21 protein-coding genes are annotated in these 20,928 nt (G+C 63.3%); 12 read left to right on the top strand and 9 right to left on the bottom strand.

The genetic code is table 11. The features are described 5' to 3' along the window. Window positions 1–5: 5 nt before the first annotated feature. The 8 genes from flgJ to AC0ZJQ_RS13695 all read left to right on the top strand — a co-directional run bounded on the left by flgJ (window position 6) and on the right by AC0ZJQ_RS13695 (window position 7,032). Window positions 6–1,187, top strand: coding sequence for a flagellar assembly peptidoglycan hydrolase FlgJ (gene flgJ / locus AC0ZJQ_RS13730; RefSeq protein WP_155550281.1), 1,182 nt, complete (start codon window positions 6–8; stop codon window positions 1,185–1,187). 3 nt (window positions 1,188–1,190) lie between these two features. After that, window positions 1,191–3,230, top strand: a complete 2,040-nt coding sequence (flgK, locus tag AC0ZJQ_RS13725; RefSeq protein WP_167137318.1) for a flagellar hook-associated protein FlgK — start codon at window positions 1,191–1,193, stop codon at window positions 3,228–3,230. Window positions 3,231–3,241: 11 nt separating this feature from the next. After that, on the top strand, window positions 3,242–4,507 hold the full coding sequence (flgL, locus tag AC0ZJQ_RS13720) for a flagellar hook-associated protein FlgL (protein ID WP_314019479.1): 1,266 nt from the start codon (window positions 3,242–3,244) through the stop codon (window positions 4,505–4,507). 124 nt (window positions 4,508–4,631) lie between these two features. Beyond that, the gene (locus AC0ZJQ_RS13715) at window positions 4,632–4,952 is read left to right on the top strand and encodes a ComEA family DNA-binding protein (RefSeq protein WP_167137312.1); all 321 of its coding nucleotides are present in this window, start codon (window positions 4,632–4,634) and stop codon (window positions 4,950–4,952) included. Window positions 4,953–5,312: 360 nt separating this feature from the next. Then, on the top strand, window positions 5,313–5,750 hold the full coding sequence (locus AC0ZJQ_RS13710) for a YkvA family protein (protein ID WP_213663859.1): 438 nt from the start codon (window positions 5,313–5,315) through the stop codon (window positions 5,748–5,750). 114 nt (window positions 5,751–5,864) lie between these two features. After that, window positions 5,865–6,188, top strand: a complete 324-nt coding sequence (locus tag AC0ZJQ_RS13705) for a helix-turn-helix domain-containing protein (RefSeq protein ID WP_213663858.1) — start codon at window positions 5,865–5,867, stop codon at window positions 6,186–6,188. Continuing rightward, complete coding sequence (locus tag AC0ZJQ_RS13700; protein WP_003287457.1) at window positions 6,185–6,565, top strand: hypothetical protein; 381 nt, start codon at window positions 6,185–6,187, stop codon at window positions 6,563–6,565. Before AC0ZJQ_RS13705 ends, AC0ZJQ_RS13700 begins: the two co-directional genes overlap by 4 nt. Further along, complete coding sequence (locus AC0ZJQ_RS13695; protein WP_003287459.1) at window positions 6,565–7,032, top strand: SEL1-like repeat protein; 468 nt, start codon at window positions 6,565–6,567, stop codon at window positions 7,030–7,032. Before AC0ZJQ_RS13700 ends, AC0ZJQ_RS13695 begins: the two co-directional genes overlap by 1 nt. Window positions 7,033–7,111: 79 nt before the next feature. On the opposite strand, the gene AC0ZJQ_RS13690 is transcribed toward AC0ZJQ_RS13695, so the two are convergent. Further along, window positions 7,112–9,193 (bottom strand): carboxy terminal-processing peptidase, encoded by a 2,082-nt coding sequence (locus AC0ZJQ_RS13690; protein ID WP_167137306.1) that lies wholly within the window; start codon window positions 9,191–9,193, stop codon window positions 7,112–7,114. Window positions 9,194–9,358: 165 nt separating this feature from the next. On the opposite strand from AC0ZJQ_RS13690, the gene AC0ZJQ_RS13685 reads away from it, so the two are divergent. Next, window positions 9,359–10,321, top strand: a complete 963-nt coding sequence (locus AC0ZJQ_RS13685) for an NAD(P)H-quinone oxidoreductase (protein ID WP_314019474.1) — start codon at window positions 9,359–9,361, stop codon at window positions 10,319–10,321. Window positions 10,322–10,361: 40 nt separating this feature from the next. On the opposite strand, the gene AC0ZJQ_RS13680 is transcribed toward AC0ZJQ_RS13685, so the two are convergent. The 5 genes from AC0ZJQ_RS13680 to minC all read right to left on the bottom strand — a co-directional run bounded on the left by AC0ZJQ_RS13680 (window position 10,362) and on the right by minC (window position 14,319). Beyond that, entirely contained in the window at window positions 10,362–11,651 is a 1,290-nt protein-coding gene (locus AC0ZJQ_RS13680) for a M18 family aminopeptidase (protein WP_167137300.1), read from the bottom strand. A gap of 85 nt (window positions 11,652–11,736) precedes the next feature. Beyond that, entirely contained in the window at window positions 11,737–12,372 is a 636-nt protein-coding gene (locus AC0ZJQ_RS13675) for an RluA family pseudouridine synthase (RefSeq protein WP_008570735.1), read from the bottom strand. A 61-nt stretch (window positions 12,373–12,433) separates the two neighbouring features. Next, on the bottom strand, window positions 12,434–12,691 hold the full coding sequence (gene minE, locus AC0ZJQ_RS13670) for a cell division topological specificity factor MinE (protein WP_003287467.1): 258 nt from the start codon (window positions 12,689–12,691) through the stop codon (window positions 12,434–12,436). After that, window positions 12,688–13,503 carry a septum site-determining protein MinD gene (minD, locus tag AC0ZJQ_RS13665; protein ID WP_008570733.1) on the bottom strand — a complete coding sequence of 272 codons (816 nt, stop codon included), beginning with the start codon at window positions 13,501–13,503 and terminating at the stop codon, window positions 12,688–12,690. Before minD ends, minE begins: the two co-directional genes overlap by 4 nt. Before the next feature lie 90 nt (window positions 13,504–13,593). Continuing rightward, window positions 13,594–14,319 (bottom strand): septum site-determining protein MinC, encoded by a 726-nt coding sequence (minC, locus tag AC0ZJQ_RS13660; protein WP_476476808.1) that lies wholly within the window; start codon window positions 14,317–14,319, stop codon window positions 13,594–13,596. 149 nt (window positions 14,320–14,468) lie between these two features. Between minC and AC0ZJQ_RS13655 the strand changes: the two genes are divergently transcribed. Then, window positions 14,469–15,410: a lipid A biosynthesis lauroyl acyltransferase gene (locus AC0ZJQ_RS13655; RefSeq protein ID WP_167137294.1), complete on the top strand. Its 942-nt coding sequence runs from the start codon at window positions 14,469–14,471 to the stop codon at window positions 15,408–15,410. Window positions 15,411–15,434: 24 nt separating this feature from the next. Here AC0ZJQ_RS13655 and AC0ZJQ_RS13650 read toward each other — a convergent pair whose 3' ends face one another. The 3 genes from AC0ZJQ_RS13650 to AC0ZJQ_RS13640 form a co-directional block, all read right to left on the bottom strand. Next, window positions 15,435–16,277 carry a pirin family protein gene (locus tag AC0ZJQ_RS13650; protein WP_476476807.1) on the bottom strand — a complete coding sequence of 281 codons (843 nt, stop codon included), beginning with the start codon at window positions 16,275–16,277 and terminating at the stop codon, window positions 15,435–15,437. Window positions 16,278–16,368: 91 nt separating this feature from the next. Further along, window positions 16,369–17,124, bottom strand: a complete 756-nt coding sequence (locus AC0ZJQ_RS13645) for an MlaA family lipoprotein (protein ID WP_476477782.1) — start codon at window positions 17,122–17,124, stop codon at window positions 16,369–16,371. A 7-nt stretch (window positions 17,125–17,131) separates the two neighbouring features. Continuing rightward, complete coding sequence (locus AC0ZJQ_RS13640; RefSeq protein WP_476476806.1) at window positions 17,132–18,421, bottom strand: alpha/beta fold hydrolase; 1,290 nt, start codon at window positions 18,419–18,421, stop codon at window positions 17,132–17,134. Window positions 18,422–18,889: 468 nt separating this feature from the next. Between AC0ZJQ_RS13640 and AC0ZJQ_RS13635 the strand changes: the two genes are divergently transcribed. Continuing rightward, window positions 18,890–19,207 (top strand): DUF485 domain-containing protein, encoded by a 318-nt coding sequence (locus tag AC0ZJQ_RS13635; protein WP_003287476.1) that lies wholly within the window; start codon window positions 18,890–18,892, stop codon window positions 19,205–19,207. Then, window positions 19,207–20,865: a cation acetate symporter gene (locus AC0ZJQ_RS13630; protein ID WP_476476805.1), complete on the top strand. Its 1,659-nt coding sequence runs from the start codon at window positions 19,207–19,209 to the stop codon at window positions 20,863–20,865. The genes AC0ZJQ_RS13635 and AC0ZJQ_RS13630 overlap by 1 nt, the downstream gene beginning before the upstream one ends. Window positions 20,866–20,928 lie beyond the last annotated feature (63 nt).

Raw genomic sequence — 20,928 nt, 5'->3', positions numbered from 1 at the left:
CGGATATGGATACTCGTCTGGGCGCCGGCGGGCGCGGTCTCGACAGCGGCAGCTACACCGATCTCAATCGCCTCAACCAGTTGAAGGTGGGGAAGGATCGTGATGGCGAAGAAAACGTGCGCAAGGTTGCGCAGGAATTCGAGTCGCTGTTTCTCAACGAGATGCTCAAGTCGATGCGCTCGGCCAATGCCGTGCTGGCCGAAGACAACCCGCTGAACAGCCAGGCCGCCAAGCAGTATCAGGAGATGTACGACCAGCAGCTGTCGGTCAGTCTGTCGAAAGACGGCGGCGGCATCGGCCTGGCCGACGTGCTGGTGCGCCAGCTGAGCAAGCAGACTGAAACCGCCAGCCGGCCGAATCCCTTCGCCCAGGTCGCTGCCACCGAAGGTGCGAGCTGGCCGAACAAGCCGGCCGCGGCGACCGAGGCCGTGCGTGACGACTCGCGTCTGCTCAACCAGCGCCGCCTGGCGTTGCCAGGCAAGCTCAGCGAGCGCCAGGTCGCCAATGTTTCGGCAACCAATCCTGCCGCGCCGCAGGCGCTGGTATCCGATGGCAAGCCGCTGGTCGAACTGGACTGGAAGCCCGCCACCGCCTTTGCCGCGCCGCAGGACAAGTCGCTGATCGTCAACGGGGTGCCGGCGAATGCAGCCGCAGCGCCGAGCAAGACGCGCTTCAGCTCGCGCGAGGAATTCATCACCACCATGCTGCCGATGGCCGAGAAGGCCGCCGAACGCCTGGGCGTCGAGCCGCGCTATCTGGTGGCGCAGGCCGCGCTGGAAACCGGCTGGGGCAAATCCATGATCCGTCACCGCGACGGCAGCAACAGCCACAACCTGTTCGGTATCAAGGCTACCGGCTGGCAGGGTGAGTCGGCCTCGGCGACCACCACCGAGTACGTCAATGGCAAGGCCACTCGCGAGGTGGCGGGCTTCCGTGCCTACGATTCCTTCGAGCAGAGCTTCAACGACTTCGTCAGCCTGCTGGAGAACAACGACCGTTACCGGACCGCCATTCAGGTCGCCAGCAACTCCGGTGACTCCGAGCGCTTCGTCAAAGAGTTGCAGAAGGCGGGCTACGCCACCGATCCGCAGTACGCGCGCAAGATCAGCCAGATCGCGCGCAAGATGCAGACCTATCAGACCGTCGCCGACGCAGGTTCGGCGCCCGCCATGCGGACCAGAGGCTAATTCATGGCTGACCTACTCAATATTGGCCTGTCCGGGCTTTCCGCCAGCAAGACCCAGCTGTCGATCACCGGTCACAACATCACCAACGTCAACACGCCGGGCTACACGCGCCAGGATGCGACCCAGGCGACACGGCTGGCGCAGTTCAGCGGCGCGGGCTATATCGGCTCCGGCACCACGCTGGTCGACGTGCGCCGCAGCTACAGCGAGTTCCTTACCAGCCAGTTGCGCAGCAGCACGGCGCTGAACAGCGACGTAGCGGCGTACAAGAGCCAGATCGATCAGCTCGATTCGCTGCTTGCCGGTACCACCACGGGGATCACCCCGGCGCTGCAGAGCTTCTTTTCCGCGATGCAGACGGCGGCCGAGGACCCGGCCAACATCCCGGCGCGTCAGCTGGTGCTGGCCGAGTCCGAAGGTCTGGCGCGGCGTTTCAATACCGTCTACGACCGGCTGGCCGAGCAGAACGCCTTCACCAACAAGCAGATGTCCGCGGTCACCGACCAGGTCAACCGACTGGCCGGCAGCATCGGCAGCCTGAACGAAGCCATCGCCGTCGCCGCCGCCAACGGCAAGCAGCCGAACGACCTGCTCGACGCCCGTGAAGAGGCGGTACGCGAGTTGTCCACCTACATCGGCGTGACGGTGGTGCCGCAGGACGACAGCAGCTTCAACATCTTCATCGGCAGCGGCCAGCCGCTGGTGGTGGGCAGCAGCGTGGCGCGCCTGGAAGTGGTACCGGGGCAGGGCGACCCTAACCGCCACGAGGTGCAGTTCATCAGCGGTGGCTCACGCCAGGGCATCACCTCGCAGATCACCGGTGGCGAGCTGGGTGGGTTGATTCGCTATCGCAGCGAGGTGCTGGACTCGACCATGAACTCTCTCGGCCGCCTGGCGCTGGCGGTGAGCGATCAGGTCAACAGCCAGCTGGGGCAGGGCCTGGATCTGAAGGGCAATGTGGGGTCAGCGCTGTTTGGCGATTACAACGATCCGGCGCTGGCGAAACTGCGCGTCAACGCGTTCTCCGGCAACAGCAGCAATGCGCAGCCGGCGCTTAACATCACGCAAACCAATCTGCTGACCACCAGCGACTATCTGATGGAGTATGGCGCTGGTGGCTATACGGTGCGTCGCCTGAGCGACAGTCAGCCGATGACGGTAACAACCAATGCTGACGGCAGCCTGAGCATCACCGACAAGAGCGGCCGGGATCAGGGATTCCAGATCGTACCGGGAACGCCGGCGCCCGCGGTGGGCGACAAGTTCACCCTGCAGCCCACGCGCCGCGGTGCGACCGACATCACGGCGGTGCTCGATCAGGCGGACCAGTTGGCCTTCGCCGCGCCGATGCGTGCCGAAGGTAATCTGCAAAACAGCGGAACCGGTGTCATCGGTCAGCCTGATCTGGTCAATGGTCCGTCGCCGATCGACAAGACCGTGCTCAGCGCGGCTAGCCTTTCGCTCGAGGTAACACTGAGCGCGGACGGCAAGACCTATACGCTGGGCGATCCGCTGCCGAGCGGCTGGTCGTACGTAGACGATCAGGGTAATCCGCTAGCGGCCGCTCCCAGCTTCACATCGGGCACTGCCAATACTGTGCGGGTGGCTTATACGTCCGGCACCGAGACGTATCAGCTGGCCTTTGCCATGAGCGGCCGTCCGGCGAATGGCGATGATTTCAGCATTGCCTTCAACCAGAGTGGCGTCTCCGACAACCGCAACGCACTGAAACTGGTCGACCTGCAAAGCAAGCAGAGCATCGGTGTCGATAGCAATGTCACGGGTTCCGGCTTCAGCTTCACCGACGGCTATGGCGAGCTGGTCGAGCGCGTCGGCACGCTGACCGCCCAGGCGCGGCTGGACAGCGAGGCGAACGGCGCGATCCTCAAGCAGGCCACCGACAACCGCGACTCGCTGTCGGCGGTCAACCTCGACGAGGAGGCGGCCAACCTGATCAAGTTCGAGCAGTACTACAACGCCTCGGCACAGATCATTCAAGTTGCCCGCTCGCTGTTCGATACATTGATCAGCACCTTCCGCTAACAGGCCCGACCATGCGCATCTCGACCTTGCAGGCATTCAACAACGGCGTCGCCGGGTTGCAACGCAACTACGCCAACGCGACCCGTACTCAGGAACAGATCAGCACCGGCAACCGCATTCTCACGCCGGCCGACGATCCGGTCGCGTCGGTACGCCTGCTGCAGCTGGAACAGCAGCAGAACGTGTTGAGCCAGTACAACGCCAATCTCACGGCGGCGAAGAACAGCCTGACTCAGGAAGAGGTCACGCTCAATTCGGTGAACACCGTGTTGCAGCGCGTGCGTGAGCTGGCGGTGCAGGCCGGCAACGGTGCGCTCGATCCGCAGGATCGCAAGTCCATCGCGGCCGAACTGGGCGAGCGCGAGGACGAGCTGCTGTCGCTGATGAACACCCGCAACGCGCGGGGCGAGTATCTGTTCGCCGGCTTCCAGGGCAAGACTCAGCCGTTCGTGCGTGGCGCCGATGGCAGCTACAGCTACGAAGGGGATGAGGGGCAGCGCAAGCTGCAGATCGCCAGTTCGTTGAATATTCCTATCAGTGACAACGGCAAGTCGGTCTTTGAGAACGTGACCAATGCCGGGCGCTACCAACTCAGCTTCACCGCTCAGCCCGGTTCCACGTTGAGCGTTTCGGCTCCGCTGGTGCAGGACGAGGTTGCGCTCACCGCAAATCCGGCGTTTCCCGCTGCGGGCATTGGCGTGCACTTCACTTCCGAAACCGATTACATCGTCTACGACCTGAACGCCCCGCCAGCTGACTTTGCTGATCCATTTGCCGATCCTGATCTCGTGCTCGCGTCCGGTTCTTTGGACGGAAAAACGGATACAAGCGACAAGCTCGTTTTTCGTGGTGTGGTCATGCAGTTTGACGGCGCGCCCGTTGCTGGCGATTCGGTGGAGGTTACGCTGGACGCTACTCAGCAGAAGCAGGGCATCCTCAGCACCATCGCCAATCTTCGCTCCGCATTGGAAAGCCCTACCACGGGTAATCAGGGGGTTCGCGACGCCGTTGCCGTCGGCCTGACCAACCTCGACCACGGCATGGTCAGCGTCGATGCCGCACGCGGCAATATCGGCGCCCGGCTGAACGTGATCGAAACGACGCAGACCGACAACGAGGACGTGACTCTGGTGAACAAGTCGGTACAGGCCGAGCTGAAGGAGCTGGACTATGCCGAAGCGTTGTCGCGCCTGTCGTTCCAGACCGTCATCCTCGAGGCGGCGCAGCAGAGCTATGTGAAGATCAGTGGCCTCAACCTGTTCAATGCGATGAGGTAATCGCAAGGTGACGGGGTTCGCAAATTGCACATCCCGTTTTGACTTCGATAGGGCGCTGCCTAGATTAAGCACGCTGCGGAGCAGGAAGTACCGCAGCCTTCATTACTTCATCAAGGACGTGAAAATGAGCAAAGCATTTCTTTCCGCAGTGGCTTTCGCGCTGCTGACCTCTCTGGCCGTGCCAGGCCATGCTGCCAGCAGCACCCAGCAAAGCGCCTCCGACCCCGTGCCAGCGGTGAGTGCGGAAGTTGCGGTCGTTAAGATCAACAGCGCCGACGCAGAGACCCTCACCCGCGAACTCAAAGGGGTCGGCCCGACCAAGGCGAAGGCGATCATCGATTATCGCGACAACCACGGTCCGTTCCAGTCAGTCGACGAGCTGCTGGAGGTCAAGGGCATCGGCGCGGCAACGCTCGAGAAGAATCGCAGCAAACTCAGTCTGTAACCTGCAGCCGAAGCGAGCCGCATGGGCTCGCTTCGTTGCCAGCCCCTCCTTCGGCCGAACCCTGTCGCTGCAGCCTAGTCAAAAACGCTATCGAAAAAGCGTTGACATATGACGGTTATGCACATTCCAAACGGCCAGCAGACCACTCGTCTCCATCTCCTTGTCCTCGCTTGGCGAAATGACATAAGTCATTGTTTTTCAATGACTTGAGCGGCTGCGCAAAAAAGAAACGATTTGTCTCGGAGGCCCGTGAGCAGGGCGTTTGACGCAATCATCCATAAACAATTCACAAGGTTATCCACAGCTTCTGTGGGTAACATCTCGGAGCCAGCAAGGACGCTGCCTGGAGGAGGATCTGCAATGAAAGCGCCCTGGAATTTCCTGCGATATCTGCCGGTTGCCCAGCGCCTCATCGCGCGTGGAAGAATTCCCGCGCTGCTGCTAGCGGTAGCGCGTAAGCGCTCCTCCCACGGCGGGTTGCTCAAAGGTTTGCGTGAGGATCTGTCGCTGTTTCAGGCGTTGTGTGTCGCCTGGTGGCGCGGTGAGTACCGGGCGATCAGCAAGCCGGCTCTCGTATCGGTGGTTGCAGCGCTGTTGTACTTTTTGTCGCCGCTGGATGCACTTCCGGACTGGATTCCCGGGCTCGGCTTCATCGATGACCTGGCTGTGTTGGGTTGGGTCATGCGCAAGTGGTCCGACGAGCTCGCGGCCTTTCGTGACTGGCGCGACGCCCAGCCACCGTTGCGTAAAGCGGCGCTGGAGACGTTGCCGCCAGTGCAGGAAACCGAGCAACGTTAGAGCAGATGGCTGCACCCGGAAATGCAGTGAAATGCAGCCTCATCGCGCGATGCTCCATTGCCTGCTCAGGCTGTTAAGATTCGGCCATCAAGGCAAAGAACTCAGGAAAGAGAGATGAATGTGCAGGTCATCATGCGCGATGGCGCCCCCGAATATGCTGTCCTGCCGTGGAGCGAATACGAGGCGCTGCTGAATGCGGTAGGGCGACGTCCCGAGGCACCTCAGCCTACGCCCGAAGCCGTTTGCGTACCGGCACTGCGACAGCTGCCTCAACTGCGTGAGGCAAAGGGACTGGATATCGCCGCGCTGGCCCATTCGGTAGGTATCAGCCCGGCGTATCTCGCGTTGATTGAAAGCGGCGAACGGGCCCCGGATACGGCGATCCGCCGCGCCTTGGCCCGTGCCCTTGAGGTGCCACGCTGGGAGGACGACGTTTGAGCCTGCAACGTCCTGCGGTGCGCATCAGTCGGCAGCATTGGCAAGCGTTGCTGCTGGAGCTGGGCGAGGCTCGCCGGCAGCGTCATCTGGTGACCTATCGGGCATTGGTCGAGCGCCTGCAATTGCCGGCTCCGGCCATGCAGACACTGACCGCTGCGCTGGAGCACCTGGCGGCGCTGGATGCGCGGGCGGAGCGACCTCTGCGCAGCGCTCTGGTCATCAGCCAGGGCGCCAGCCGGTTACCGCGTACGGGGTTCTTCGAGTGTGCGACGAAACTCGGGCGCTTCAGCGGCCCTTCGGACGGATTCGCTGCGGCATCCTGGCATGCTGGCGAGGTCGCGCGGGTTTTTGAATTCGATTATCCGGAGGTTCCATGATGCTCTGGAAGCTGCGCGCGAGCGCAGGCTATCTGCTAGCCCGCAAACTGATGGCTGCGCGCTGGGCGGTGCAACAGCCGAAGCTATGGCGCTGGATGGAAGGGCAGTTCTCGCGCAAGGCCAACCTGGGCGATCGTGCCGCACAGAGTTTCTACGGTCATATGCTCTATTTCCGTGGCCAGGGTCTGGGCGCGAAGCAGGAAGGCATGCGGCTGTTGCGTTTGGCTGCTCAGGCCGGTGATGCCAAAGCGGCCTATCAGCTGGGCGTGATCAGTCTCAGTGAAGATGCTTCGCGCGGCCCGGACGGACGTGAAGCGGCGCGCTGGTGGGGACAGGCGGCAACTGCCGGACATCCACTGGCGGCGATGCGGCTGGAGCAGCTTTACCGTGCCGGTGGCTATGGACTGGCAGCCGATCCGGTCGAAGCTGATCGCTATAAGGCGCTCGCCGCACAGCGCGGCGTATAAGATCTGCGCTGGAGCTGCATGAGAATGAAAAAGGCCGCCTTGTTGGCGGCCTTTTTCGTTGGAGCGGCTCAGCGGTCGATCAATGCTGTGCCATCGCTGAATCGAGACCCAGATAGTCGAGCAGAATCCGTCCACTCTCGGCGAGATAGGCGTCATCCTCCGGCTTGAGTTTCTCGGGCTCGTGAGGCGTACTCGTCTCGTCGTCCTTTTCCAGCTTGGCCAGCGGCTCTTCGCCCTTGGCCCGGCGCAGCGCATTTTCCAGCGACAGCTGGCGTTTCTCGATAGCGGCCTGCTGCGCGCGACGCTTGCTCTCGTTGAGACTTACCGTGGTTTCGTGCATCAGTTCCTGAGTCAGGGCCAGACGATCACGCGTGAACACGAAGTCCGGATTCTGCTCGGTGCGCGCTTCGTGGCGCGCCTTGAGTTCGGCGAGGAACGGCTTGAACGGGTTCATATCCGGATTGATCGCGGCGCGGATGCTGTCCCAGGGCATTGCCTCGGGCAGCGCGCTTTCGCCGATTTCCTTGGTGTCGACGTCGGCCGGATAGCTGATATCCGGAATCACCCCCTGATGCTGGGTGCTCTGCCCGGAAACCCGGTAGAACTTGGCCAGGGTCAGCTTCAGTTCGCCGTGATTGAGCGGCTGGATGGTCTGCACGGTGCCTTTGCCGAACGTCTGTCCGCCGAGGATCAGTGCGCGGTGATAGTCCTGCATGGCGCCAGCGAAAATCTCCGACGCGGAAGCGGACAGCCGATTGACCAGTACCGCCAGCGGCCCTTTATAGAACGCGCCGACGTTCTCGTCAGCCAGCACGTCGACGCGGCCGTCGGCGTTGCGCACCAGCACGGTCGGCCCCTGGTCGATGAACAGGCCGGTCAGTTCGGTGGCTTCCTGCAGCGATCCGCCGCCGTTGTTGCGCAGGTCGATCACCACGCCATCGACCTTCTCCTGCTGCAATTCGGTCAGCAGTTTCTTCACGTCGCGGGTGGTGCTCTTGTAGTTCTGGTCGCCGGCGCGCAGCGCCTTGAAGTCAAGGTAGAAAGCCGGTATCTCGATGACGCCGAGCTTGAACTGCTGGCCCTGGTGCTCGAGGTTGAGCACCGATTTCTTCGCCGCCTGTTCTTCCAGCTTCACCGCTTCGCGAGTGATCGCGACGATCTTGCTGGTCTGGTCGTTGGGTGCGTTGCTCGCCGGAATCACTTCCAGACGCACAACCGAGCCCTTCGGACCACGAATCAGCTTGACCACTTCGTCCAGTCGCCAGCCAATCACATCGACCATCTCGTCATCGCTCTGGGCGACGCCGATGATCTTGTCGGCCGGCGCCAGCTGCTTGCTTTTCTCTGCCGGGCCAGCCGGCACCAGGCGCACGATCTTGACGTGCTCGTTGTCGCTCTGCAGCACCGCACCGATGCCTTCCAGCGACAGGCTCATGTTGATATCGAAGTTCTCCGCGTTGTCCGGCGACAGATACTGCGTGTGCGGATCGTAGGACTGCGCGAAGGCGTTGATATAGGTCTGGAACACGTCTTCGCCGCGAGTTTGCTCCAGCCGCGCCAACTGATTTTTGTAGCGCTTGGTCAGTAGCTCCTCGATGGCCTTCGGCTCCTTGCCGGCTATCTTCAGGCGCAGGACTTCATCCTTCACGCGCTTGCGCCAGAGGTCATCGAGTTCTGCGCGGTCCTTCGCCCAGGCGGCCTTTTCGCGATCCACCAGCAGCGTCTCATCGACCGTGAAGTCGATCTTGTCGACGCCCTGCTGCAGCAGGCCCAGCGCATAGGTGAGGCGATCTTCCAGGCGCTCCAGGTGACGTTTGTAGATGAGGAAGCCCGGTTCCAGGTTGCCGCGCTTGAGGAAGTCGTCGAACTCGGTGCGCCAGCGGTTGAATTCGGCGAGGTCCGATTCGAGGAAATAGCTGCGCGCGGGATCGAGCATCTCGATGTAGCTGTCGAAGATCTTTGCCGAGCGTGCGTCGTTGAGCGGTGGCTTGTTGTAATGGTGGCGCTTGAGCAGCTCGACCACGTTGAGGCTGGCAATGACCTGCTCGCGGTCCGGCTGTAGGTAATCCCACTTCGGTGCGTCGCCGGGCTTGGCCAGCGCCAGCGAGGCCTGGAGGCCGAACAGCAGGGTGAAAACGGTGCAGGCAAGCGTGCGTTTCATGGTTTGAGGGCGACGTAAGGCTGAGGAATAACGCATATTAGGCCATCTAGAGTTGGCGCCGGTTCGTCAGGCGTCCGGCGGTATGAAGCACGCGCCCGCTGGTATGGCTGGGAAAGACCAGCGAGTGACGGTTGGGCGCAGGATTGGACTCACTATGGAGGCAGCATGAAGGCATTGCAAGGCGTCGAGGGGGAACTGGAGTGGGCGCAGCGACCAGCCCCGGAGTGTGGCGAGGGTGAGGTACGAATTCGCGTTGCGGCCGCTGGGTTGAACCGCGCCGACCTGTTGCAGCGTGCCGGTCATTACCCGCCGCCAGCGGGCGTGACCGATATTCTCGGTCTGGAGTGTGCCGGGGTGGTCACGGAAGTCGGTGCGGGCAGCCGCTGGCAGGTTGGCGATCGGGTTTGTACCTTGCTGGCCGGTGGCGGCATGGCGGAGGAAGTTGTGGTCGATGCCCGGCATGCGCTGCCGGTGCCGGCGGGACTGTCGCTGCACGAGGCGGCGGTGATTCCCGAGGTGTATGCCACAGCCTGGCTCAATCTGTATCGGCTGGGTGCGCTGCAGCCTGGCGAGAAGGTGCTGCTGCATGCCGGGGCCAGCGGTGTCGGTTCGGCGGCGATCCAGCTGTGCAAGGCGTTCGACAACCCTTGCTGGGTCAGTGTGGGCTCGGCCGAGCGTCTGGCCTACTGCGAAGCGCTCGGCGCACAGGGCGGCGTGTTGCGTGGAGAAGCGCTGGAGGCGCTGCGCGATTTCGCGCCATTCGACCTGATCCTCGATCCGGTCGGTGCCAAGTACGCCGCACTGAACCTTCAGCTGCTGGGCCTGGACGCGCGCTGGGTGATGATCGGCTTGATGGGCGGGCGCAAGGCCGAGCTCGACCTGGCGGGGCTGCTGGCCAAACGCATCCAGCTGATCGGCTCAACGCTGCGCAGCCGCGATGCGGACTACAAGGCCGGGTTACTCGCCGAGATGGAGGAGAAGGTTTGGCCGTTGTTCGCTGAGGGTAAATTGTCACCGCGTCTGGAGCAGGGCTTCCCGATCGGCGACGCCGAAGCGGCCTTCGCTGCACTGGCCAGCAATACCGTTTCCGGCAAGCTGGCACTGGTCATCGACGCCGATCTGCAGTGACCAACCATGCGGTGCGCCGGCCGGCGCACCCGCATCCGCTTCAGGGCAGCGTGCTGCTCGAATAGAAAGCGGTGAGTACCTTCACCAGGTGCGCCAGGTCCTGACTGCCGGCCAGTTCGCGGATCGAATGCATGGCGAAGGTCGGCAGGCCGATATCGACCGTGCGCACGCCGAGCTGACCGGCGGTGATCGGTCCGATGGTCGATCCGCAGCCGAGATCGCTGCGGGTAACGAAGCTCTGTACCGGCACCTCGTTTTCCACGCACAGATGGCGGAAGAAGCCGGCGGTTTCGCTGCTGGTGGCGTAGCGCTGGTTGCTGTTGACCTTGATCACCGGGCCGGCGTTGAGCTTCGGTCCGTGGTTGCCGTCGTGCTTGTCGGCGTAGTTGGGGTGCACGGCGTGTGCGTTGTCGGCGGAGATCAGCAGGGAGCGGTTGATGCAGCGCTGGAAACTCTCATCTTCCGGGAGCACGCGGCGCAGCACCTGCTCAAGGAACGGGCCGTCGGCGCCGCACATGGAGCAGGAGCCGACCTCCTCGTGATCGGTACAGACGAGCACGCAGGTCTCTTCCGGCGCGGCATTCAGCAGCGCCTGCAGGCCGGCGAAGCATGACAGCTGGTTGTCCAGACGGGCGCCGGCGATGAAATCGCCGTTGAGGCCGACCACCGCGGCTGACTGGGTGTCGTAGAGGCTGAGCTCGAAGTCGAGGATCACGTCGGCGATCAGATCGTGCTCGCGGCTCAGCTGTTCGGCCAGCAGCGCTCGCAGATCCGGATTCTCCTCGCCGAATACCTGGGCGATCAGCGGTGGCAGTTCGTTCTGCGCGTTGATGGCCCAGCCCTGGTTCGCTTCGCGGTTGAGGTGAATGGCCAGGCTGGGGATCACCGCGATGGGCAGGCGGAAGTCGATCAGCTGGCTCTCGATGCGGCCGTCGCGGCTGTAGGTGACGCGGCCGGCGAGCGACAGGTCGCGGTCGAACCAGGGTGCCAGCAGCGCACCGCCGTAGACTTCCACGCCGAGCTGCCAGAAGCCCTGGCGCTGCAGGTCCGGATGCGGCTTGACGCGCAGGCAAGGACTGTCGGTATGCGCACCGACCAGGCGCATGCCGTGCTCGACCATCGTTCTGCTGCCGAGCTGGAAGGCGATGAGCGACGAATCGTTGCGCGTGACGTAATAGCGCCCGCCGGGCTGCAGATGCCAGGCGTCACGTTCCACGAGCGGAGTGAAGCCGGCGGCCTGCAGGCGCTGAGCGAGACTGAGCGTGGCGTGGAACGGCGTGGGGGATGCCTGAAGGAATTCGATCAGGCTCTGGTTGAGTGCTTGCGGCATGACGGGCTCCGGACTGCAATGGCGCAAAGTCTACCGCATCGACCTCAGCCGGTCTGCGCGACTGGCCGGCGCCGTGTGTTGCCGTTCAGAAGGGTGCCGCGCAGTCGAAGCGCAGGCGTTCGCCGGTTTGCGGGTGGGTCAGCGTGAGCATGCTGGCATGCAGGCACAGACGCTCATGCGCCTGCAGGGCCTGCTCGTGCGCGTACAGGCGGTCGCCGAGCAGCGGATGGCCGATGGAGAGCATGTGCACGCGTAGCTGATGCGAGCGACCGGTGATCGGTGTCAGTTCGACGCGGCAGTGATCGCCGCAGCGTTCGAGGATGCGCCAGAACGTCAGCGCATGTTTGCCCAGCTCGTGATCGACGACGTGCCGTGGCTTGGTCGGGGGGTCGTAGCGCAGCGGCAGGTCGATACTGCCGCTGTCCTGCTCCGGCTGGCCCCAGCACAGCGCCGTGTAGGCTTTTTCGGTTTCGCGATCGTGAAACTGACGAGACAGCTCGCGGTGGCTGTCAGCATCCCGGGCGAGCACGATCAGGCCCGAGGTTTCCCAGTCCAGCCGGTGCACGATGCGCGCTTCGGGGTAGCCGTTTTCCTGCAGGCGGGTCACCAGGCAATCGCGGTTGTCCTCGGCGCGGCCGGGCACGGAGAGCAGCAGGGTAGGCTTGTTGATCACCAGCAGGGCGGCGTCCTGATGGACGATCTCGATGTTGCTTAGCGGCATGTGCTTTTCCACAAACGAAGACGGCGGCCCGAGGCCGCCGTTTCTGAAACAGCCGGGTCGCTCAGCGATCCGGCAGGGTGATGTTCAGCTCGAGGATCGAGCAGCTGCCCTGGTCCTCCAGCGCCACCTGGACCTGATCCTGATCGATGTTGACGTACTTGCGGATCACCTCCACCAGCTCCTTCTGCAGCGCAGGCAGGTAGTCCGGCTGGGTGCGTTGGCCGCGTTCATGCGCAACGATGATCTGGAGGCGCTCCTTCGCGATGGCGGCCGGCGTTTCCTTCTTCTTGCGCTCGCGAAAGAAATCGAAAAGGTTCATTCGCGGCCTCCAAAGAGTCGTTGCAGGAAGCCGGGCTTCTTCACGTCGAGGAAGCGGTGCGCCACTTCCTTGCCGAGCAGACGGTCGACGGCGTCGCTATAGGCCTGGCCGGCGTCGCTCTGGTCGTCGAGAATCACCGGGATGCCCTGGTTGGAAGCCTTGAGCACCGCCTGAGATTCCGGGATTACGCCGAGCAGGCGGATGGAAAGGATTTCCTCGACGTCTTCGACGCCGAGCATTTCGCCCTTGTTGACGCGCTCGGGGTTGTAGCGGGTCAGCAACAGATGCTCCTTGATCGGCTCCTGGCCGTTCTCGGCGCGGCGCGATTTGCTGGCCAGCAGGCCGAGCATGCGGTCGGAGTCGCGTACCGACGATACTTCCGGGTTGGTCACCACGATGGCTTCGTCGGCGTAGTACATGGCTAGGTGCGCGCCCTTTTCGATACCGGCCGGGGAGTCGCAGATCACGTACTCGAAAGTCTTGCTTAGCTCATCGATCACCTTGCCGACGCCTTCGAGCGTCAGGGCGTCCTTGTCGCGGGTCTGGCTGGCGGCGAGGACGTAGAGGTTCTCCAGGCGCTTGTCCTTGATCAGCGCCTGGCCGAGGGTCGCGTCGCCATTGATGACGTTGACGAAGTCGTAAACCACGCGACGCTCGCAGCCCATGATCAAGTCCAGATTACGCAGGCCGACGTCGAAGTCGACCACGGCGGTCTTGTGCCCGCGCAGAGCGAGGCCGGTTCCGATGGCGGCGCTGGTGGTGGTCTTGCCGACGCCACCTTTGCCGGAAGTGACTACGAGGATCTTGGCCAAGGTGCTTCACCCTAAATATGAAAAATCGGCCTCGTCGGCCTGAGCGGCGCGGGAAGCCATTTTGGTGCGGAAAATTCGCGGAAGTATCCGTTAAAGGCGGGTGATGTTCAACACGTCGCCGGCCAGCCGGATCTGCACCGCTTCGGCCCACAACGGCTCGCGGCGCAGGTCTTCGGCCACCTTGTACTGACCGGCGATCGAGACCATCTCGGCGGCCAGTTGCTGGCAGAAAATGCGCGCATTGGCGTCGCCCTTGATGCCCGCTAGCGCGCGCCCGCGCAGCGGACCGTACACATGGATGTTGCCATCGGCGAGAAGTTCCGCGCCGGGGCTGACCGCGGCCAGCACGATCAGGTCGCCGCCCTGGGCATAGACCTGCTGGCCGCCGCGGATCGGCGTGGTCACCACACGCGTCGGGCGATAGACCGGCTCGGCGGGTTTGGCCGGTGCCTTGCTCGCCAGATCGACCTTGCGCTCGCGTGCGCCGGAGGGTGGCAGCACCGGCATGTCGAGGCGCTCGGCTGCGCTGATATAGGCCGGTTGGGCGGCGCGAACCGCCAGCGTGCGCAGGCCGTGCTTGCGGCATAGCGCGATCAGCGCGGCGAGGTCGATATCCGCATCATCGGCGGGCAGCTTGTCCAGGGCCAGCACCAGCGGTGTGTTGTTGAAGAAGTCTGGTGCCTGCTCGACCTTGGCTGCCAGCTGTACGTCGAGGGCGTCGAGGTCGTTGCGCACAATCTCCAGCACGGTGATGGCGAGCATGCTGCCCTTGAGCTGGAAGACGGGGGCGTTGGGAGAGGAGTCGGCTTGGCTCATGGTCTGCCTGCGGCGGTAAATGGCGAGGACTTATAGCGGGGTGCGGCGCGGCCTGCAACAGCGGACACGGACCGCCGCCGGGGCCAATGGCTCGGTTTTGCAGCGTTTTTCCCGATAGAATGCGCGGCTTCACCCGCTTCGAGCCTGTTATGGAACGTCCTCACTTTCGCCCGTACTTCCTGCATCCGCGTTTCTGGCTGCTCTGGCTGGGGCTGGGGCTGCTCTGGCTGCTGGTGCAATTGCCGTATCCGTGGCTGTTGCGTCTGGGCCGTCTGCTCGGCCGGTTGATGTATGCCGTTGCAGGTGCGCGACGGAAAATCGCCCGGCGCAACCTGGAACTGTGCTTCCCCGAACTGAGCCAGGAGCAGCGCGAGCGGCTGCTGAAGGAAAACTTCGCCTCCACCGGCATCGCCTTTTTCGAAATGGCCATGAGCTGGTGGTGGCCGCAGGCGCGCCTGCAGCGCCTGGCGCATGTCGAGGGGCTGGAACACCTGCAGCGCGCGCAGACGGCAGGGCAGGGCGTGATTCTGATGGCGCTGCATTTCACCACGCTGGAGATCGGCGCCGCGTTGCTGGGCCAGCGCCACACCATCGACGGCATGTACCGCGAGCACAAGAACCCGCTGTTCGATTTCATCCAGCGGCGCGGGCGCGAGCGGCACAATCGCGATGCCACCGCCATCGAGCGCGAGGACGTGCGGGCGATGCTCAAGGTGCTGCGCGCCGGCCGCGCCATCTGGTACGCGCCGGATCAGGACTACGGGCGCAAGCAGAGCCTGTTCGTGCCGCTGTTCGGCATCCAGGCGGCAACCGTCACCGCCACCACCAAGTTCGCCCGCCTGGGGCGGGCTCTGGTGGTGCCGTTCACTCAGGAGCGTCTGGCCGATGGCTCGGGCTATCGGCTGGTGATCCATCCGCCGCTGGAGGATTTCCCCGGCGAGACGGAAGAGGCCGACTGCCGGCGCATCAATCAATGGGTCGAGGAAGCGGTCGGCGCGCTGCCGGAGCAATACCTCTGGGCGCATCGGCGCTTCAAGACACGCCCGGAAGGCGAGCCGAGTCTCTATGGTCGGCGAAAGCGGCGCGGCTGATTCGCCGCGCCCGATGACGCCGGCTCAGGCCAGCGTGCCGTCGCGATAATCGCGTAGCGCCTGCTCGATTTCCTCGTGGCTGTTCATCACGAACGGCCCGTACTGCACGATCGGCTCGCCCAGCGGCTTGCCGGCCAGTAGCAGTAAACGCGCGCCGTCGCGGCTGTGCAGCTGTAGCTCGCCATGCTCCGACAGCCGCGCCAGCTGGCCCTTGCCGGCGTCCTGCCCGCCAATCTGCACCATCCCCTCGAACACGTAGAGCAGTAGGCGATAGCCGTCGGCTATGCGCGGCGCCAGATCGCTGCCGGCCGGCAGCTGCAGATCGAACAACTGCGGGTCGGTGTCTGGGCGCTGCACGACGCCGGGCTGGTCGATAGCCCCGACCGCCAATCGACCGGCGATGACCTTGGCCACGACCCCGTTGGGTAGCGCCAGTTGGGGAATCTCCTGCGCTGCGAAATCACGGTAGCCGGGCGCACCAAGCTTGGCGTGGGCAGGCAGGTTAAGCCAAAGCTGGAAACCCCGTATGCTGCCTTCGCGCTGCTGCGGCATCTCGCTGTGGATGACGCCGCGCGCCGCGGTCATCCACTGCACACCGCCGCTCTCCAGCAGGCCGACGTTGCCCATGTGGTCTTCATGGCGCATCCGACCTTCCAGCATGTAGGTGATGGTTTCGAAGCCGCGGTGCGGATGCGGCGGGAAACCGGCGATGTAGTCGTCCGGATCGTGCGAGCCGAACTCGTCGAGCATCAGGAATGGATCGAAGCGCTCCGGCGCGGCACCGCCGAACACGCGGGTCAGGCTGACACCGGCGCCATCGGAAGTGGCGCGGCCGGTGCTGATGGATACGATTTCGCGCTGGGACATGAACGGCCTCCTCGGTTGCTGATGGCGAGGATAGAGCGCCTGCTTCGATCCATGGGCGCGTTTTATGGGTTGGAATAATCGGTTTTATGGATCATTCCGCAATCTGCAGATCGCGCGCGCGGCTGTAGACATAACGCACCTTTTCATACTCGAACGGCGAGTTGAGCTGGCCGTAGCGGAAGTCGGTGCTGTAGCGGATATCCACCACGCGCAGCGCCGTCAGGCCGAACTGCCCGCCGCTGGCCTCGGCGTAGCCGAAATAGTCCACCTGGCGTTCGATGGCGAAGTCGGTGACCAGTCCGGCGCTGTCGCGCAGGTTGGACGGACCGAGCGCCGGCAGGATCAGGTACGGACCGCTGGGGACGCCGTAATGCCCCAGGGTCTGGCCGAAATCCTCCGGCTGGCGAGGCAGCCCCATGCGCGTCGCCGGGTCCCACAGGCCGGCGACGCCGATTATGGTGTTGAACAGGAGGCGCGCCGTCGCGTTCATCGCCCGCTCGCCCTTGAGCTGCAGCACGCTGTTGGCCAGAGTCGGCAGTTCGCCGAGATTGCTGAAGAAGTTGCTCACTCCGGTGCGCACCAGGCGCGGGGTGACGTAAACGTAGCCGCGCACCACCGGCAGCATCACCCACTGGTCCAGCCGGTAGTTGAAGTGGTACATGTGCCGGTTGAACGACTCGAAGGGGTCATAGACGTCCAGCGCCTTGAAGGTTGCGCGCTCGAACTCGCGCTGGTCGAGACCGGGATTGAATTCGAGATCGCGCAGCGGGTGGGTGAAGCCATCCTCGTCGATGTTCGAGGTTTCGCCCCAGGCCGCGGCACTGGCGAGCAGCAGCGGCAACAACAAAGAGAACCTAGCCACGGAAGAACTCCAGCATCTGCGCGGTGTTGACGCGGTAGTTGAGGTTGCCGCAGTGCCCACCGCGCGGGTACAGCGTCAGCCGCTCGCCGAAGGTGCGCCGCAGAAAGCCGATGTCGCCGGGGCCGAGGATCAGATCATCGGCGTTGTGCATCACGGCAATCTTGTCGGCGCTGCGCAGGTAGTCCTCAAGCGCGTAGAGGCTCACCTGCTCGATCATCTGGGTGAGGCTGCCGCCGTCGTACTGCGCGCGCCACATGGGAATCAGCTGTTCGACGATGTAGCAGTCGAAGTCGCATAGCAGCGCGCGCTTGAGGAACGGTTCCAGGCTGGTGCCTTCGTCGATCGGGTAGTCGGGCGGGGTGATCAGTCCGCGACGGTTGATCAGGTCCGAGGTAAAGGCGATGTCCGCCGCAGAGAAGCGGAACACCGTGCCGATCAGCATCGCCATCTGCTCGTCGCTGAGCCGCAGTGGCGACTGCTGGAAGTCGTAGAGCATGGCTTCGTCGAGGTCGATGTAGCCCTTGTGGCGGTAGTAGCGGGTCAGCTTGTCCAGCACGACCTCGTAGAACGTGGTGTTGTTGTCGATGCCTTCGACCCGGGTCTGCACCAGCTTGTCCAGGTTGCTGATCGAGGTATAGAGGTTGACCGGCGGGTTGAGCAGCAGCACGCGCTTGAAGCCGAAGCTCTGCCGCGTCTCGTCGAGCTGGCTGACGAAGGCGGCGTGCAGCGCGCCGAGGCTGTAGCCGAGCAGGTGGAACTCGGTCACCGGCAATTTGCGCTGTTGTGCGCGCACGGCCTGCATGACCCGGTAGAGGTCCTTGGCGTCGTCCTGGCTCAGGCCCGGGGTGGCATAGCGCGAGGCGGCGGCCATGAAGTCGTAACTGGTGGGCGAGGAAAGCTGCACCACATGGAAGCCGGCGCCGTAGAACAGCCGCTTGAGCGCCTCGGTCTTGCTGTTGGCGTAATGCGCGCCCGTGCCGGAGATGATGAAGATCAAGGGCGCTGGACCCGCCTGACGTGCGAGCCGGTAGCCCAGGCGTTTAACCGGCCAGAAGTTGTCCGGCAGCGTGAATTCGCGCTCCGGGCGCAGGCGCAGGCTGTAGTCGGCCTGATCGATCTCGTCGTCGGCCGGCACCGCCGGACGCAGTTCGAGCGGGGTCGTGGCGATGGTCGCCTCGAACGGATTGTCCAGCGGAAAGCCATATTCGGCGGCACCGAGGTCGGCGGCCTGTACTGGCAGTACGCAGACGACCAGCAGGGCAATGAGCGGCAGCAGCGGCATGCGAATTCTCCATAAAGCGACCTGCGCGGCGGCAGTCATGCGGGGTCGAGCCGTGCAGCCCTTCCTGTGCGTCGTTCCGGCGTTTCGTCGTCACCGGGGCGGGCCTGGCTCAGACACGCAGCCCCGCGATTGGTTTGATCTGCGTCGCTGGACATCGTTTCGCCGGTAGCAGCAGAACGGCGTCACCGGGTCTTTGTTGGCGTATCGCGGGTACGTCGAACGTATACGCCTTTAGGCGACATGGCGTGCCGAAGAATGACTTTCGTCATGTTCAGCAAATACCGTTCCGAAACGCTGTGAGCCCCGCTAAATAAGGCCTGCAGAATGTTTCAAGGTGTTTGGCTGGCTCTAGCTCGCTGCTTTGCGCCGCTCGAAGTCAGACCAAAGTCGGGTGGAATTCAGCCGATCCGGCCCTAAAGTAGCCACCCTGTCCTCATTGGGGGGCAAATGATCGTGGAGACAGTTGCAATGCACAATAACGACAATGCTTACCAGCAGATCTATAACAACCCCCGCTTCCAGGAGCTGGTCGCCAAGCGTGGCCGTTTTGCCTGGATGCTTTCGATCATCATGCTGGCAGCCTATTTTGCCTTCATTCTGGTGATCGCTTTCGAACCCCATCTGCTGGGCGTCAAGCTCAGTGCGCAAACCGTTACCACCTGGGGAATTCCTGCCGGCCTGGGCCTGATCTTCCTGGCCATCGGCCTGACGGGAGTCTACGTGCAGCGCGCCAACGGCGAGTTCGACCGTATCAACCAGGAAATCCTCAACGAGGCCCAAAAATAATGATCGCTCGTTTGCTGTCCGCTGCCGCACTACTGGCAGCCTCCCCGATGCTGCTGGCGGGAGAAGCCCTCACCGGTGAAGTCCAGAAGCAGGCGACCAACTGGACCGCCATCATCATGTTCGTGGTGTTCATCGCCTTCACGATGGGTATCACCAAGTGGGCGGCCAAGCGCAACACCTCCACGTCCGACTACTACACCGCCGGCGGCAGCATCACCGGCTTCCAGAACGGCCTGGCGATCGCCGGCGACTACATGTCCGCGGCGTCGTTCCTGGGTATTTCCGCTCTGGTGTTCACCAGTGGCTATGACGGCCTGATCTACTCCATCGGCTTTCTGGTTGGCTGGCCGCTGATCCTGTTCCTGATGGCCGAGCGCCTGCGCAACCTGGGTAAGTTCACCTTCTCCGACGTGGCCTCCTATCGTCTCGGTCAGACCCAGATCCGCATCCTGTCGGCGATGGGTTCGCTGACCGTGGTGGCCTTCTATCTGATCGCCCAGATGGTCGGTGCCGGCAAGCTGATCCAGCTGCTGTTCGGCCTGGACTACCTGGTTGCGGTGGTTCTGGTCGGCGTACTGATGGTTTGCTACGTGCTGTTCGGCGGCATGCTGGCGACCACCTGGGTACAGATCATCAAGGCTGTACTGCTGCTGTCCGGCGCCAGCTTCATGGCCATCATGGTAATGAAGCACGTGGGCTTCGACTTCGGCACCCTGTTCTCCGAAGCCGTGAAGATCCACACCAAGGGCGAAGCCATCATGAGCCCGGGTGGTCTGGTAACCGATCCGGTTTCGGCGATCTCCCTGGGTCTGGCGCTGATGTTCGGTACCGCTGGCCTGCCGCACATCCTGATGCGCTTCTTCACCGTCTCCGACGCCAAGGAAGCCCGCAAGAGCGTGTTCTATGCCACCGGCTTCATCGGCTACTTCTACATCCTGACCTTTATCATCGGTTTCGGCGCGATCCTGCTGGTCAGCACCAATCCGGAATACAAGGATGCCACTGGCGCCATCATCGGCGGCACCAACATGGTGGCCGTGCACCTGGCCAACGCGGTTGGCGGTAACCTGTTCCTCGGCTTCATCTCCGCTGTGGCCTTCGCCACCATCCTGGCGGTGGTTGCCGGCCTGACCCTGGCAGGTGCTTCGGCCGTGTCTCACGACCTGTACGCCTGCGTGATCAAGAAGGGCAAGGCCAAGGAAGAGGACGAGATGAAGGTGACCAAGCGCACCACCCTGGCTCTGGGTGTGGTCGCGATCATCCTCGGTGTCGCCTTCGAGAAGCAGAACATCGCCTTCATGGTGGGTCTGGCCTTCTCCATCGCTGCCAGCTGCAACTTCCCGGTCCTGTTCCTCTCCATGTACTGGAAGAACCTGACCACTCGCGGTGCGCTGATCGGTGGTTCCCTGGGGCTGTTCACCGCGCTGGTGCTGACCATCCTCAGCCCGACCGTATGGGTGCAGGTGCTGGGCAACGCCGAGGCGATCTTCCCGTACTCCTACCCGGCGCTGTTCTCGGTAGCTGTGGCCTTCGCCGGTATCTGGTTCTTCTCGATTACCGACAAGTCGAAGATGGCCAGCGACGAGCGTGCACGCTTCTTCCCGCAGTTCGTGCGTTCGCAGACCGGTCTGGGTGCAACGGGTGCCGTTGCTCACTGACAATCGTTCGCGATGTAAAAAAAGAGGCAGCCTTCGGGCTGCCTTTTTCATGCCCGCCGAAAA

It is taken from the genome of Stutzerimonas sp. 21-1 (assembly GCF_056336065.1).
Note: the sequence above shows the minus strand (reverse complement) of the source record. Positions and strands in the feature narration are given on the sequence as shown.